Here is a 14,407-nt window from a genome sequence, read left to right on the forward strand (position 1 = left end):
GGGCGTGGTCCTCACAGGTCGTAGGCGGCGGCGAGCTCGGGATCGCGCTCGGCGAGGGCCTTGGCGAGATCGAGCATGACGATGCACTGCTTGCAGGACGCGTCGTCCTCCATCTTGCCGTTGATCATGACGGCGCCGGAGCCGTCACCCATGGCCTCGACGACCTCCTTGGCGTGCGCGACATCGGCCGGATCGGGGGAGAAGACCTTCTTGGCGATGTCGATCTGCACCGGGTGCAGGCTCCACGCGCCGACGCAGCCGAGCAGGAATGCGTTGCGGAACTGGTCCTCGCAAGCCACGACGTCCTTGATGTCACCGAAGGGACCGTAGAACGGCAGGATGTCGTTGCCGGCGCAGGCGTCGACCATGCGCGCGATCGTGTAGTGCCACAGATCCTGCTGGTACGTCGTGCGTCCCTGCGTCAGGTCGTCGCCGGTCGGGTCCTGGCGGACCAGGTAGCCCGGGTGCCCGCCACCGACGCGAGTCGTCTTCATGCGGCGGCTGGCGGCGAGGTCGGCCGGGCCCAGCGAGATGCCCTGCATGCGCGGGCTCGCCGCGGCGATCTCCTCGACGTTGGTCATGCCCTCGGCGGTCTCGAGGATCGCGTGGACGAGGATCGGCCTGGTGATGCCGGCGCGTGCCTCGAGCTGGGCCAGGATGCGGTCGATGTAGTGGATGTCCTGCGCGCCCTCGACCTTGGGCACCATGACGACGTCGAGCTTGTCGCCGATCTCGGTGACCAGGGTGATCAGGTCGTCCAGCGCCCACGGCGAGTCGAGGCTGTTGATGCGGGTCCAGAGCTGGGTGTTACCGAAGTCGGTCGCCTTGGCGATGTCGACCAGGCCCTGACGCGCGGCCTCCTTGTTCTCGGTCTTGATCGCGTCCTCGAGGTTGCCCAGGATGATGTCGACCTTCTTGGCGATCTCCGGGACCTTGGCAGCCATCTTGGGGTTGCTGGGGTCGAAGAAGTGGATCATCCGCGAGGGGCGGAACGGGATGTCAGCCACGGGGGTCGGAGCACCGACGGCGAGGGGGCGGAGGAAGGCTCGGGGATTGCGCACGCGGTGATCTCTCCTGAAGGCGAAGTCGTCGAGGACAAAACTGCCTGTCAGTATGCCGATCCGGCGCGGATCCCGCGTAGGGCGGGGGTCACATCGGCCACGGCGTGCCGGTGGGCCGCCGGACGGGTGGTCAGGCGGCTTGGCGGTAGCCGGTTCGTCGTCGGCGACGAATCGGGCGACCGGCCCTGGTGGTGAAGGTGAACCCGTCGACGGCATTGCCCTCGATGTGCAGGCGTCCGCGATGCAAGAGGTGATGGCAGCGGACGCATAGCCCGATCAGCTGGTCGACGTCGGTGCGCCCACCCAGCGACCACCAGATCACGTGGTGAATCTCGAGGTGGGTGTGGTTGCACCCGGGAGTGGCACACACGCCGCCCTGGCGAGCGATGACTGATCGGCGTTGCTTGAGGTTCGGTTGGTACTTCGCGGTGCCGGCGTTGAGGACCTGGGCTTGGCGTTGGCCGCCGTCGGTCTTCATCAAGAAGGCGGTGACCTCGCTGGTGCACATGAAGTACATCAGCAGGTTCGGTCCGATCGCGCCGTGCCCGGCCAACGTGGCCGGTTCTGTCGGCGGCATGGGGTCTGGACGGAGGTAGGGCTCTTCGGTCTGCTGGCGGACGTGCTCGGCCGCCGCGGCAACGGTCTCGGCGTCGGCGAACACCGACACGTGCGGCTTCAAACCCTTGTCGGACGGTAATTCCCCGCTGCCCAGGATCGAGCTCAACAGGTCGTCCAAGCCCTGCACCCGTCGTTCCGAACCCGACCGGGTGTCCTCTGCATCGTGTGGGGCCGAGACGGAGTCGAGGACTTTCTTCAGCTTTGCCCCGGTCACGGTGTTCAGGAAGCCGGTGACGTGCCACCCGTCGGGTAGGGCGTTGACCTGGAAGTCCTGCTTGTCCATGCCCTTCTCCCAGGCATCATCCAGATCGTCCGGGTGCGTGCGGTCCTTCAAGTGCTTGACGGCCTCGAACAACTCGCCCGGCTCATGCTCGCAGGCGACCTGCACGAACAACTCCTCGTGCATCCGCATCAGCTCCAGCCCCACATGTGCGAGCCCGTAGACGAACACTCGAACATGCGCGGCGCTGATCTGCCCCGTCACGGCCGCCTCGGCCACCAGGGACAGATCCCGCAGAGCAGCCACGTTGCGCACCAGCGCAGTGGCTTGGCCGGCGTTCATCCGCAGCTGGGTGCGCACCCACGCGTTCAGGGTCGAGCAGCCGTCGATCTCGAAGTCCTTGGAGGCATCCAGCTCGGCCAGCGCAATCGCCTGCGCCGCATCAAGTGCATCCTTCGCGGCCTGGATCGCCACCGCACGCTCCCGTGCGTCCCCGCTTCGCAACGACTGTGCGGCGGTCCGCATCGCGTCGATCGTGGGGGCTGGGTCCATGGCCTCATTCTACTCGAACACGTGTTCGATGACCAGTGGAAAACCCTGTGAAATCAGGAAATAGTGCGGGCGGCCAAGGTTATCTGGCGAGGTGCTGCCTGACGATCTGGGCCAGTGTCTCGACGCAGGCGATCACCAGCATCGTCGCGGTCACGACCACCAGCACCCAGGATGAGATGTTGACGACGGCGTGTGGCCAGCGCGGACCGCCAGCGCGATAGGTCCCCAGCGCGAAGAGCGTCAGTGCGCCGAGGCCGCAGCCGAGCAGGACCAGGGCCTCGCGGGCCAGGGCTCCGGGGTGACGACGTGGCATAGGTCACACGCTACGACGCGGTTCAAATATCGGCATCAGCTCACGGGGTGGCAGCGGCACGGGCGCGTCCCTCCGCGAGGGTCGTCTCCCACGCGTCGAGCTCGAGCAGCATCGGCGCCGGGCAGCGCTCCCGGGCTTGCGCCTCGCCGAGCAGGTGGCACAGGATCCCCAGCTCGACGACCGCGAGCCGGCGGGCGCCCGACTCCCACAGGGCGTGCACCAGACGTTCCACCGCGACCGACTGGTGGTCGGCGTCCCGAGCGCGGGCCGAGACCTCGTACGCCTCTCGCAGGAGGGGGACCCGGTCGGCAGCCGACGCCCGTCTGGCCTTCAGCAACAGGGCACGCGTCAGGCACCGCAGATCGCCCACCGTCCGGAACTCATCGATGACCTCGTCGACGACGGGGTCGGGACGGCGGTCGCCGGAGAGGATGGTGCGAGTCAGCAGTGCGTGGGCGAGCTCATGGTGGTTGCCGCACCCGCGGGCGTACGTCGCGCACTGCTCGGCCCACCGCCGCGCCTCGCTCGTCCGGGTGCCGGCACCGGCGGCCGTCGCGGCCATCATGTATCGCGCGTTGTTGACGTGCATCGCGTCGCCCGCGCAGGCGTAGGCGTCCATCGCCGCTCGGAACGCGGCGATCGCCGCACTGGCGTCCTTGTCGCGCAAGGCGATGCCTCTGGCCTGCCGCACCGAGCCGAGAGCCCACTGGTCGTCCAGCTCGATCGCGAGCTGTTCTGCGATGCGCAGGTGCGCGAGCGCGGCCTGGGTGCGGTGCTGGTACGCGTCTGCGTAGCCGGCCAGATGGCGCGCCGTGAGCACCGAGGGTGGATCGGTGGCGCGCGTCATGGCCAGCTGCGCGAGATCGTCGACGATGTCCAGGTCCCAGTACGACATCGCCATCCCGAGGGCCAGGAGATCGCGGTTCGTGGCGAGTCGACGGACCTCGGGGTCGCGGGCCATCAGCGCGATCGTGCTCAGGCTGTCCACGTCGGGGTTGAACTGCTCGGCGCCCACCGACAGGGAGGTCGCGATCGACAGCGCGGACGCCGGGTCGTGGACGAGGGCCCAGTGCGCCGCCGCGTTGAGATCGACGCAGGCCTGTCCCGCGCGGGCGGCCGTGTCGCTGCTGTCATCGGTACGGGCGACGGCGGCCAGCCCTCGTGCCAGCGCCTCGAAGTGTCGGGTGTGGGCGGCGCGGACGGCGTGGATCACCTCGGGGTCGGTGCGGTCGAGGACGAACTCGCGCAGGGCGTCCAGCAGCCGGAAGCGACGTGTCGCCGTCATCTCGTCGAGCGGGGCGACGAGCGACCGGTCGAGCAGCCTGAGCACCACCCGTCCGGCGCCGGGCGCAGCGACGACCTCCGCAAGCTCGAGGTCGAACGTGCGCGGCAGCGCGGCGAGACGCGACAGGACCGACCGCTCGGCGTCCTCGAGCAGGTCCCACGTCCAGTCGAAGGCAGTCTCCAGGGTGCGGTGACGAGTCGCCGGGCGGGCGCGGTCCAGCCCGCCGAAACCGTGGTCCAGCAGGCGCTCGAGCTCGTCGAGGGGCAGGTGGCGCAGGCGCGCTGCAGCCAGCTCGATGGCCAGCGGCAACCCGTCGAGGCGCCGGCACACGCGGGCCATGGCCCGCTGCTCGTCCTTGGACGGGATGAACGAGCCGATCGCGAGGCGGGCCCGGTCCACGAACATGGCCACGGCGGCGCCGTCGTGGTCGACCGGGAGGGGGTGCAGGACGTGGAGTGACTCCCCGGCACCCCCGACGGGGGAGCGGGACGTGGCCAGGACCGCCACCGAACGCGAGGCGGCGAGCAGATCGGCGACGGCCGCGTCGACGGCGTCGAGCACCCGGTCGCAGTTGTCGAGCACCAACAGGTGCGGCCGTGCGTTCATCGCCACGGCGCACTGGCCCATCAGGTCCGCCGAGCTGTCGCTGCTCAGCCCGACGACCTTCGCGATGTTCTGGACGACCCGGCCGGCGGAGATGTGCTCCAGCTCGACGACCACCGGTGGTCGATCACCCGCTGCGGCGATCTCGAGGGCCAGACGGGTCTTGCCCGAGCCGGCGGGGCCCACGATGGTGACCCACCGGTTTCGCTCCAGGGATGCTCCCACGGCGGCCAGGTCATCGGCGCGACCGACGAAGGACGTCGACGGGATGCGGACCGTCGCGGAGCGCCGGGCCTGGGCCGCGTCGATCAGCGCGGCGCGGGAGTCGGCCGCGAGTTTGCGGCGCAGGGACGCGATGTGACTCTCCACCGTGCGGACGGAGACGTGGAACTCGGCGGCGATCTCCCCGTTGGTGAGTCGCCGCGCCACCGCGTCGAGCGTTGCGCTCTCTCGCGGTGTCAGCCGTTCCACGTGCACCATGCACCGACTTTACCGATCCACAATTCCGTGTCCAGCACGGATGTATCTCCCGGGACGGCGGCCCATTCTGGGCAGTGAGGACACCATCAACGAAGGAGCACATCATGAGTCAGCTGATCGAGCGCGTCGAGGCGGATCGGGCGCTGAAGACCAAGCACAAGGCCCTGTGGTCGTTGGGGGACTACCCCGCCGTCGCTGCCGAGGTGATCCCGGCGACCGGGCCCCGCCTGGTCGAGGCGTGCGGCATCCGTGCCGGGCAGCGGGTGCTGGACGTCGCCGCCGGATCAGGCAATGCGGCGATCCCCGCCGCTCTCGCCGGAGCCGATGTCGTCGCGTCCGACTTGACGCCCGACCTGCTGGACGCGGGCCGCCGGCTCGCCGAGGAACGAGGGGCGACCCTTCAGTGGCAGGAGGCAGACGCCGAGGCGCTGCCGTACGGCGACGCGGAGTTCGACGTCGTGATGTCGTGCGTCGGCGTGATGTTCGCGCCCCACCACCAGGCCGGCGCCGACGAGCTCGTCCGCGTGTGTCGTCCCGGGGGCACCCTCGGCCTGCTGAGCTGGACGCCGGAGGGCTTCATCGGCCAGATGTTCGCAACGCTCAAGCCCTACGCACCTCCGCCTCCGCCCGGCGCCCAACCGCCGCCGCTATGGGGCGACGAGGCGCACGTGCGCTTGCTCCTCGGCGACCGGGTCAAGGATGTCGACGCCCGCAAGGAGATGCTCACGGTGGACCGGTTCGGGTCGCCGGAGGAGATGCGCGAGTTCTTCAAGCGCGCCTACGGCCCGACCATCGCCGTGTACCGCAGCATCGCGGACGACGCCGCCAAGGTCGAGGCGCTGGACCGCGCCCTCGCGGACCTCGCCGCCGATCATTTCGGCCCGGACGGGACGACGATGGAGTGGGAGTACCTCCTGCTCACCGCGACCCGGCAGTGAGGGATGCTCAGGCGCAGGCCACGCACCTGCGCGCGGTCGGACGCGCCTCGAGGCGGGCTGCGGCGATGACCTCGCCGCAGCTCTCGCACCGGCCGTAGGTACCGGCGTGGAGCCGGGTCATCGTCAGCTCCCTGGTGATGCTTCTCGAGAGTCATCCGGCGAGGTGCCATCGGGCCGCGTCCGCCGGGCGCTCAGTCGAACAGCTCGGACAGCCAGTGGTCCTTCTTCTTGCGTCGGTACGGCATCTGCTCGGGCCGGCGGCGGTCGTCGCGGTACGGCTCGGCGACCTGTGTTGGGCGCGGAGCGGCAGGGACGTCGGCCGCCGCGCGGTCGATGATCTTGTCCAGCTCACCCCGGTCGAGCCAGACGCCGCGGCAGTCCGGGCAGTAGTCGATCTCGATGCCGGAACGCTCGCTCATGACGAGGGTGGCACCGTCTGTCGGACACTTCATGTGGTTCCTCCTTCACCCCTCCAACTGCATTCGTGGGCGCGAAGTTCCCGGGGGCGGTCAGCTGCAGGCGACACAGGTCCGCGCGGTCGGACGCGCCTCGAGCCGCGCGGCAGCGATCGGCTCGCCGCACACCTCGCACAGCCCGTAGGTTCCGGCGTCGAGCCGGGCCCGAGCGGCAGCGATCTCGCGCAGCCGGCGCTCGGCCTGGTCGATCATGGCGGTCACCTGTGAGCGCTCGAAGGCGATCGTCGAGCCCTCGGGATCGTGCTCGTCGTCGGCATTGGAGTTCGCGGACGCATCCACGATGCCGGTGAAGTCGCGCCGAAGACCGTCCAGCAGTGCACGTGCCGCTGTTGCCTCGGTGTCCAGACGATCAGCGGTGTCGCCGGGCTGGGTCATGCGGCGTCGACCACGGGCTGGCGCAGGATCGTGCGCAGTCTGGCCGGCTCGGTCCTGCGGAAGTCGCTGAGGTAGATCTCGTGGTGCCTGCCGGTCATCCGCAGCCCGTGTGCGGGGATGAACTCCTCGTGCATCCGGGCCAGCACCGGCGTCTCGTCCTCGAACGACCCGATGTGCAGCGTCTGCACGCACCGGCCCTCGGCGAGCGTCTCCCACCGGATGTCATCGAGGCGTGCCGAGCGGCCGTCCTTCGCGGCGGCTCGCCGGACCGCCGCTGCGAACAGATCGGCACCGATCCAGTCGGGCACCATCAGCAGCAGTGTCCAGCTCCACCGGGACTTGTCCCGAGCCGTCGTGAACGCCGCCATGTCGTCGGCCCACCACAGGGCCTCCAGGGGCGGGACGACGTAGTCGCGCCCCAGCTCGCGCTTGCTGGTCATCTTGAGCCCGTAGGCGACCGGGTAGAGCGCCTGCACGGCTTCCTCAAAGGTGGGCGACGTGTTCGGATCGCCGCGGCCGTCGACCATCAGGTACGTCAGCGCGGGCACGTCCACGATCTCGAAGCGGCCGCGCGGTGCGCGGTAGCTCGCCAGTGTCTTCTTGAAGTCGGTCTTGTCGGCCATCCTCAGCCTCCCGGGGCGCGTCCGGGTCCAGCATGACAGCACCGCCCCGCACGGACCGGCCCGGAAAAGAGCAAAGGCCCCATTCGGCGAGGAATGGAGCCTTTGCAGTGCGGCATCAGGGACTCGAACCCCGAACCCGCTGATTAAGAGTCAGCTGCTCTGCCAATTGAGCTAATGCCGCCTTGCGACCGCTGGCCGCGAAGCGAGTAGAACGTTAGCAGGCCCCGTTCACGAGTCATAATCCAGGATGGCGTGGGCCGCGTTGTGGCCGGCGATGCCGCTCACCGCGCCGCCGCGGCGAGCGCCGCTGCCGCACAGCAGGACGCGCTCGTGGCCCGTCGCGACGCCCCAGCGTTCGGCGGGATGGCGGGGCTTTTCGCCCTCCTCCAGCCAGGGCCACTGCAGATCGCCGTGGAAGATGTGCCCGCCGGGCATCCCGAGCGACTCCTCGATCTGGGCCGGTGTCTTGTGTTCCATCCCACAGATCAGCGGCTCGATGGGCTCGGCGAGATGCTGGTCGATCGCCGTGACGAACTGCACATAGGCACGCTCAGCCTCGTCCCGGCCGGGCAGCACCTCGTAGGGCGTGTGCAGGCCGAAGTAGGTCAGCGTCTGCGCCTCGGAGGCGGCGAGCCCGGGGCCCAAGATCGACCGGTCGGTGAGGGTGTGGCAGTACAGCTCGCCGGCCGCGTGTGCCGGCAGCCGGCCCGCGGCCGCCTCGGCGTACGCCGTCTCGAGCTGCTGCATCGACTCGCCGATGTGCAGCGTGCCGGCGAAGGCGACGGCCGGGTCGATGCCGGACTTCAGCCGCGGCAGGCGGGAGACCAGCAGGTTGATCTTGAACTGCGAGCCGGACGGCTTGGCGGGAAGCGGCTCGCCCATCAGCCCGGCCAGGACGTAGGGCGCGACGCCGCTGAGCAGCCAGTCGCCCGTGATCTCGAAGCCGTCTCCAGCGACGACGACCGAGTCGGCGCCCGCCACGACGGACGTGACCCCGTGCCCCGTCAGGATCGTGGCCCCTGCCTCCCGCGCGACCCGCTCGAGCTCGCCGGTCACGGCGCCCATCCCGCCCACGGGCACCCGCCACTCCCCGGTGCCGTTGCCCATCAGGTGGTAGAGGAAGCAGCGGTTCTGGATCAGCGACGGGTCGTGCAGCGACGCGAACGTCCCGATCAGCGCATCGGTGGCCACGACACCGCGGACCAGGTCGTGGGAGAACCGTCGCTCGATGGCCGCGCCGATGGGCTCGTCGACGACATCGGTCCAGATGCCCATCTCGCTGAGGTCCCGCAGGTTGCCGATGTGGGGCAGCGGGGACAGCAGCGTCGGCGCGATGACGCCGGCCAGCCCGGCGAGCTCGCGGTAGAACTGCTCCCACGCCGCGAGCTCGGCGTCCGAGCCGGTCAGGGCACGGAACGACTCGCGCGTCGCCTCGCCCGGCGCCGTCTCCACCAGCAGGCCGCCCCCGTCGTACGGGGTGTACGAGGCGGTGTCGCGGGAGCGCAGCTCGAGGCGCAGGCCCAGTTCGTCGATCAGCTGCTGGGGCATCAGGCTGACCAGGTAGGAGTATCGCGACAGCCGCGCCTCCAGGCCGTCGAAGACCTGTGCGCTGACGGCGGCGCCGCCGACGTGGGGCAGCCGTTCGAGCACCACGACGCCCTTGCCGGCGCGGGCCAGATAGGTGGCAGCGACGAGGGCGTTGTGTCCGCCGCCGACGATGATGACGTCGTGATCTGTCATCAGCCCACCCCTCGGTACTTGCGGTGGATCGTCTGCCGGGTCACGCCCAGCAGGGTGCCGATCTCGGCCCATGACAGTCCTGCGTGGCGGCCGCGGCGGACGGCGACCTCCTCGCGGCGTGCCAGCTCGACCTTGGCCTGCGCGACGGCGGCGAGCTCGTGCACGACATTGCCGTCGTCGTCCCGGATGCCAGTCTCCATTCCGTCAGCATGTGCTGACGGCCTGTAGGTGTCAAGGGCCGGGCCGGAACCGACCGGGATCGAGCGCGCGGACCTCAGTCCTCGAGGGGCTCGGACGCCGGGCTGTGATCGGACGCGACACCGCGGGCCGCGGCCTCGCTGACCGACTGGCCGAGCCAGGCGGCGACCTCCCAGCCGCGCGCGCTGGAGCCCTCCACGACCACGATGCCGGTGTTCACGACGTAGTGGTTGTGGATGAACTCCGCGTCGACGTTGGTCGTGCGTGCCGCGCACCACGCGCGGATCATCGCGCCGTGGCTGACCAGCGCCACGGTGCCGACCTCCATGGCCTCGGCCTCCGCGACCACCTCGTCGAAGCGGGCGATGACCTCCTCGCCGGTGTCGCCGCCGGGCATGCGGACGTGTAGGTCGCCGTCGCACCAGGTCAGGAGGGTCGAGACGTACTGGTGGACCGAGGCGTCGTCGCGGTTGCCCTCCACATCGCCTGCCGAGATCTCGCGCAGGCCCGGGCGGACGATCGGCTCCAGCCCACGGGCGGCGGCCAGGGGCGCCGCCGTGAGGTGCGTGCGGATCATGGAGGAGACGAACAGGGCATCGATCGTGTCCCCGGAGAGGGCCATCACCAGCTCCTCGGCCTGTTGCTGGCCGAGCTCGGTCAGCCCCGGGCCGGGGACGCTCGACTCGAGGATGCCCTCGACGTTGGCGGGGGTCTGGCCGTGGCGGATCAGGATGAGGCGCATGCCCCCGAGCGTACGGATAGGGTCTGCGGCATGGCGGAGTATGTCGGCGCGATCGACCAGGGCACGACCAGCACGCGGTTCATGATCTTCGACCGTGACGGCCACGAGGTCGCGCGTCACCAGCTCGAGCACGAGCAGATCCTGCCGCAGGCCGGCTGGGTGGAGCACGACCCGCACGAGATCTGGGAGGCCACCCAGGACGTCGTCGAGGGCGCGCTCGGCCGCGCCGGCATCACGGCCGACGACCTGGTGGCGATCGGCATCACCAACCAGCGCGAGACCACCGTCGTGTGGGACCGGCGCACCGGTCAGCCCTACTACAACGCGATCGTCTGGCAGGACACCCGCACGGACACCGTCATCTCCGCACTGGACAAGACCGATGCGGGCGCACTGATCCACGACCGCTCCGGCCTGCCCCCGGCGACCTACTTCGCGGGCAGCAAGATCCAGTGGATCCTGGCCAACGTCGAGGACGCCCGCGCCGATGCGGAGGCGGGCCACGCGATCTTCGGCACGATCGACACCTGGCTCATCTGGTGGCTCACGGGTGGCCCCGACGGCGGCCTGCACCTGACCGACGTCACGAACGCCAGCCGCACGATGCTGATGGACATCGAGACGCTGCAGTGGGACGACGAGCTGCTGGCCCTGTTCGACGTGCCGCGCTCGATGCTGCCCGAGATCCGGTCGTCCTCGGAGGTCTACGGCACGACGAGCGCGGACGGCCCGTTCGGCGGCGAGGTCACGATCGCCGGGGACCTGGGCGATCAGCACGCGGCGCTGGTGGGCCAGGTGTGCTTCCAGCCCGGCGAGCTCAAGAACACCTACGGCACCGGCAACTTCCTGGTGCTCAACACCGGCACCGACATCGTCCGGTCCAGCAACGGCCTGCTGACGACCGTGGCCTACCAGCTCGGCGACGCACCGCCGGTCTACGCGCTGGAGGGCTCGATCGCCGTCACGGGCTCGGCCATCCAGTGGTTGCGTGACCAGCTGGGCCTCATCAAGGCCGCGGCCGAGACCGAGGGCCTGGCGGCGAGCGTGGACGACAACGGCGGCGTCTACTTCGTCCCGGCGTTCTCCGGCCTGTTCGCACCGTACTGGCGCTCGGACGCGCGCGGGGTCATCGTCGGCCTGTCGCGCTACAACAGCGTCGCGCACATCGCACGGGCCGCGCTGGAGGCGATCTGCTACCAGAGCCGTGACGTCGTCGACGCGATGATCGCCGATGCCGACCTCGACCTGGAGATCCTCCGGGTCGACGGGGGAGTGACGGCCAATGAGCTGTGCATGCAGATCCAGGCCGACATCCTGGGTGTCCCGGTCAGCCGTCCCGTGGTGGCCGAGACCACGGCGCTCGGCGCCGCCTACGCCGCGGGGCTCGCGGTGGGCTTCTGGTCGAGCACGGACGAGCTGGTCGCGAACTGGAACGAGTCGATGCGCTGGGAGCCGACGTCCACGCCCGAGCAGAGGGACACCGGCCACGCCGAGTGGAAGAAGGCCGTCGAGCGGACCCTGGGCTGGGTCGACGTCGGTTGAGGCTCGGCAATGTCACATCCCGGCCGTTCGCCGCGTCGGCCGCGTACTGATTGACTGAGCCCATGCGTCCCGTCGCCCTCTCTCCCGAGAACCGTCGAGCTGCGCTCGACGCCATGGCGTCGACCCCGCTCGACGTCCTGGTCATCGGCGGCGGAGTCGTGGGCGGTGGCTCGGCCCTCGACGCGGTGACGCGGGGTCTCACGGTCGGGCTGGTCGAGGCGCGCGACTTCGCCTCCGGCACGTCCAGCCGCTCGAGCAAGCTGATGCACGGCGGCCTGCGATACCTGGAGATGCTGGACTTCCGGCTGGTGGCCGAGGCGCTGAAGGAGCGTGGCCTGAGCCTGCAGAAGCTCGCCCCGCACCTGGTCCGCGAGGTCGGCTTCCTGTACCCGCTGACCCACCGCGGCTGGGAGCGGTTCTACGCCGGCTCCGGCGTCGCGCTGTACGACGCGATGAGCAAGGCCTCCGGCTACGGCCAGGGCGTGCCGCTGCACCGCCACCTCACGCGCCGGGGTGCGCGTCGGATGATGCCGGCTCTCAAGAAGGACGCCCTGGTGGGCGCGATCCACTACTACGACGGGCAGGTCGACGACGCCCGGCACACGATGTTCCTGTCCCGCACCGCCGCGGCCTACGGTGCCCACGTCGCCAGCCGCACCCGTGTCATCGGCCTGCTGCGCGAGGGCGACCGCGTCGTCGGCGCCCGGGTCAAGGACCTGGAGTCGGGCACGGAGTTCGAAATCCGCGCCAAGCAGGTCGTCAACGCCAGCGGTGTCTGGACCGACGAGACCCAGTCGTTCGCGGGGGAGCGCGGCCAGTTCCACGTCCGGGCCAGCAAGGGCGTGCACCTGGTGGTGCCGCGTGATCGCATCCGGGGCGAGTCGGGGCTGATCCTGCGCACGGAGAAGTCCGTGCTGTTCGTCATCCCGTGGGGGCGGCACTGGATCATCGGGACGACGGACACCGACTGGTCACTGTCCAAGGACCACCCGGCCGCGAGCCGCAGCGACATCGACTACCTGCTCGACCACGTCAACAGCGTGCTGACCGAGCAGCTGACGCACGAGGACGTCGAGGGCGTCTACGCCGGTCTGCGGCCGTTGCTGGCCGGTGAGGACGAGGCGACCAGCAAGCTGTCGCGTGAGCACGCCGTCGGGACGAGCGTCAAGGGGCTCGTCGTCATCGCCGGCGGCAAGTACACGACCTACCGGGTCATGGCCAAGGACGCGATCGACGCCGCGGCGCACGGCCTGTCGACCCAGCTGGACCGGCACGCGCCGCCGTCGGTCACCGAGAACGTCCCGCTGCTGGGTGCGGACGGCTTCGAGGCCCTGTGGAACCAGCGGCACATGATCGCGCGGGACAGCGGCCTGGGGGTCGGACGCATCGAGCACCTGCTGGGCCGGTACGGCTCCTTGATCGACGAGGTGCTCGACCTGATCGAGCAGCGACCCGACCTGGCCGCGCCGCTGACCGGCGCCGACGACTACCTGCGGGCCGAGATCGTCTACGCCGCGACGCACGAGGGTGCCCGGCACCTCGACGACGCGATCGCCCGCCGCACCCGGATCTCGATCGAGACGTTCGACCGGGGAACCTCTTGCGCAGCGGAGGTCGCCGAGCTGATGGGCGGCGTGCTCGGGTGGTCGGGCGAGCAGCGTGCCAACGAGGTGGATCACTATCTCAAGCGGGTCGAGGCTGAGCGCGAGAGCCAGACCATGCCAGACGACGAGACGGCGGACGCCGCTCGCATGGGTGCAGAGGACGTCGTCCCCGTGTCGACGCGCGCCGGAGAGGTTCAGGAATGACCGACAGGACCGACAACATCGACATCGAGGGGACCGACGCCGGCGAGGAGCTCGTCGCGGACTACGACGTCCGGTCGCCGGCGTCCCGCACCTTGCTGACCGTGGTGGGCACGATCCTGGCGGTCGCGGTCGTCGGAGGGCTCGTGCTGGGCGTCTCCCTGCTCAAGCGCGGCACCACGACGTCCACGACCGACATCGCGCTGGACGATCCGGCGCAGATCGTGATCGACGCCGGCTCGGCCGATGTGCGCCTCGTGCAGGGCAGCCCGGGCATCGTGCGGGTGCGCGCCGACGTCACCAGCGGCCTGCGCAAGACCGATTTCCAGGTCGGCCGGCGCGGCGACGTGATCAAGCTCGTCGCCGGCTGCCAGGAATGGCTCAACCCCGGCTGCGGGGTCGAGGCGACCCTCGAGCTGCCCAAGGGCTTTCCCGTCGTGGTCCGCACCACGACCGGTGACGTCGCCGTGCGGGACATCGCGGCGGGCGTGCTGAAGGTCCAGAGCGCCGACGGCGACTTCACCGGCTTGGGGCTCAAGCTCGACGAGCTGGACGTGACGACCACCTCGGGCGACATCTCCGCGGCGTTCGCGAAGCAGCCGTACGGCGTCAAGATGACGTCCCGCAGCGGCGACGTCTCGGCGACGATGATCGATGGCAAGCGGACGTATGCGGTCACCACGGAGTCGCGCTCGGGCGATGTGTCCTCGGGCCTGGAGTCGGACGACAAGGGCGAGGGATTCGTGCGGGCGCGGACGGGCAGCGGCGACATCTCGCTGGCGATGAGCTAGTAGACCGACGCTGCGTAATCTTGATCCATTCAAGTAAATCGGCTA

Annotated in this window: 15 protein-coding genes and 1 tRNA gene; 4 read left to right on the forward strand and 12 right to left on the reverse strand. The window is 70.0% G+C overall.

Annotation, left to right across the window (positions count from 1 at the left end; genetic code table 11):
• Positions 1-11 precede the first annotated feature (11 nt).
• From NQV15_RS05020 to NQV15_RS05035, 4 genes are all read right to left on the reverse strand, one after another.
• Positions 12-1,061, reverse strand: coding sequence for an HpcH/HpaI aldolase/citrate lyase family protein (locus NQV15_RS05020; RefSeq protein ID WP_232398506.1), 1,050 nt, complete (start codon positions 1,059-1,061; stop codon positions 12-14).
• 130 nt (positions 1,062-1,191) lie between these two features.
• A complete protein-coding gene (locus NQV15_RS05025; RefSeq protein WP_232398507.1) occupies positions 1,192-2,373 on the reverse strand; it encodes an HNH endonuclease in 1,182 nt (393 codons plus the stop codon).
• A gap of 157 nt (positions 2,374-2,530) precedes the next feature.
• The gene (locus NQV15_RS05030; protein ID WP_232398508.1) at positions 2,531-2,764 is read right to left on the reverse strand and encodes a hypothetical protein; all 234 of its coding nucleotides are present in this window, start codon (positions 2,762-2,764) and stop codon (positions 2,531-2,533) included.
• 40 nt (positions 2,765-2,804) lie between these two features.
• A complete protein-coding gene (locus NQV15_RS05035; RefSeq protein WP_232398510.1) occupies positions 2,805-5,132 on the reverse strand; it encodes an ATP-binding protein in 2,328 nt (775 codons plus the stop codon).
• A gap of 104 nt (positions 5,133-5,236) precedes the next feature.
• On the opposite strand from NQV15_RS05035, the gene NQV15_RS05040 reads away from it, so the two are divergent.
• Complete coding sequence (locus tag NQV15_RS05040; protein ID WP_232398511.1) at positions 5,237-6,070, forward strand: class I SAM-dependent methyltransferase; 834 nt, start codon at positions 5,237-5,239, stop codon at positions 6,068-6,070.
• A 7-nt stretch (positions 6,071-6,077) separates the two neighbouring features.
• Here the strand turns inward: NQV15_RS05040 and NQV15_RS05045 are convergent, their stop codons facing one another.
• From NQV15_RS05045 to NQV15_RS05080, 8 genes are all read right to left on the reverse strand, one after another.
• Positions 6,078-6,191: a TraR/DksA family transcriptional regulator gene (locus NQV15_RS05045; RefSeq protein ID WP_232398512.1), complete on the reverse strand. Its 114-nt coding sequence runs from the start codon at positions 6,189-6,191 to the stop codon at positions 6,078-6,080.
• Between the two features lie 70 nt (positions 6,192-6,261).
• Entirely contained in the window at positions 6,262-6,522 is a 261-nt protein-coding gene (locus NQV15_RS05050; RefSeq protein WP_232398513.1) for a TFIIB-type zinc ribbon-containing protein, read from the reverse strand.
• A 57-nt stretch (positions 6,523-6,579) separates the two neighbouring features.
• Positions 6,580-6,921, reverse strand: a complete 342-nt coding sequence (locus NQV15_RS05055) for a TraR/DksA family transcriptional regulator (protein ID WP_232398514.1) — start codon at positions 6,919-6,921, stop codon at positions 6,580-6,582.
• The gene (locus NQV15_RS05060) at positions 6,918-7,544 is read right to left on the reverse strand and encodes a GyrI-like domain-containing protein (protein WP_232398515.1); all 627 of its coding nucleotides are present in this window, start codon (positions 7,542-7,544) and stop codon (positions 6,918-6,920) included. Before NQV15_RS05060 ends, NQV15_RS05055 begins: the two co-directional genes overlap by 4 nt.
• A 108-nt stretch (positions 7,545-7,652) precedes the next feature.
• Positions 7,653-7,725, reverse strand: a tRNA-Lys gene (locus NQV15_RS05065).
• 47 nt (positions 7,726-7,772) lie between these two features.
• Positions 7,773-9,284, reverse strand: coding sequence for a phytoene desaturase family protein (locus NQV15_RS05070; protein ID WP_232398516.1), 1,512 nt, complete (start codon positions 9,282-9,284; stop codon positions 7,773-7,775).
• Complete coding sequence (locus tag NQV15_RS05075) at positions 9,284-9,484, reverse strand: hypothetical protein (protein WP_232398517.1); 201 nt, start codon at positions 9,482-9,484, stop codon at positions 9,284-9,286. The genes NQV15_RS05070 and NQV15_RS05075 overlap by 1 nt, the downstream gene beginning before the upstream one ends.
• A gap of 74 nt (positions 9,485-9,558) precedes the next feature.
• A complete protein-coding gene (locus NQV15_RS05080; protein ID WP_232398518.1) occupies positions 9,559-10,224 on the reverse strand; it encodes a histidine phosphatase family protein in 666 nt (221 codons plus the stop codon).
• A 30-nt stretch (positions 10,225-10,254) separates the two neighbouring features.
• Here NQV15_RS05080 and glpK point away from each other — a divergent pair, with 30 nt between their 5' ends.
• The 3 genes from glpK to NQV15_RS05095 all read left to right on the forward strand — a co-directional run bounded on the left by glpK (position 10,255) and on the right by NQV15_RS05095 (position 14,362).
• Positions 10,255-11,766 carry a glycerol kinase GlpK gene (glpK, locus tag NQV15_RS05085; protein WP_232398519.1) on the forward strand — a complete coding sequence of 504 codons (1,512 nt, stop codon included), beginning with the start codon at positions 10,255-10,257 and terminating at the stop codon, positions 11,764-11,766.
• A gap of 62 nt (positions 11,767-11,828) precedes the next feature.
• Positions 11,829-13,574, forward strand: coding sequence for a glycerol-3-phosphate dehydrogenase/oxidase (locus NQV15_RS05090; RefSeq protein ID WP_232398520.1), 1,746 nt, complete (start codon positions 11,829-11,831; stop codon positions 13,572-13,574).
• Positions 13,571-14,362: a DUF4097 family beta strand repeat-containing protein gene (locus tag NQV15_RS05095; protein WP_232398521.1), complete on the forward strand. Its 792-nt coding sequence runs from the start codon at positions 13,571-13,573 to the stop codon at positions 14,360-14,362. Before NQV15_RS05090 ends, NQV15_RS05095 begins: the two co-directional genes overlap by 4 nt.
• The last annotated feature ends 45 nt before the right edge of the window (positions 14,363-14,407 follow it).

The organism is Aeromicrobium wangtongii (assembly GCF_024584515.1).
GTDB classification, from domain to species: Bacteria; Actinomycetota; Actinomycetes; order Propionibacteriales; family Nocardioidaceae; genus Aeromicrobium; species Aeromicrobium wangtongii.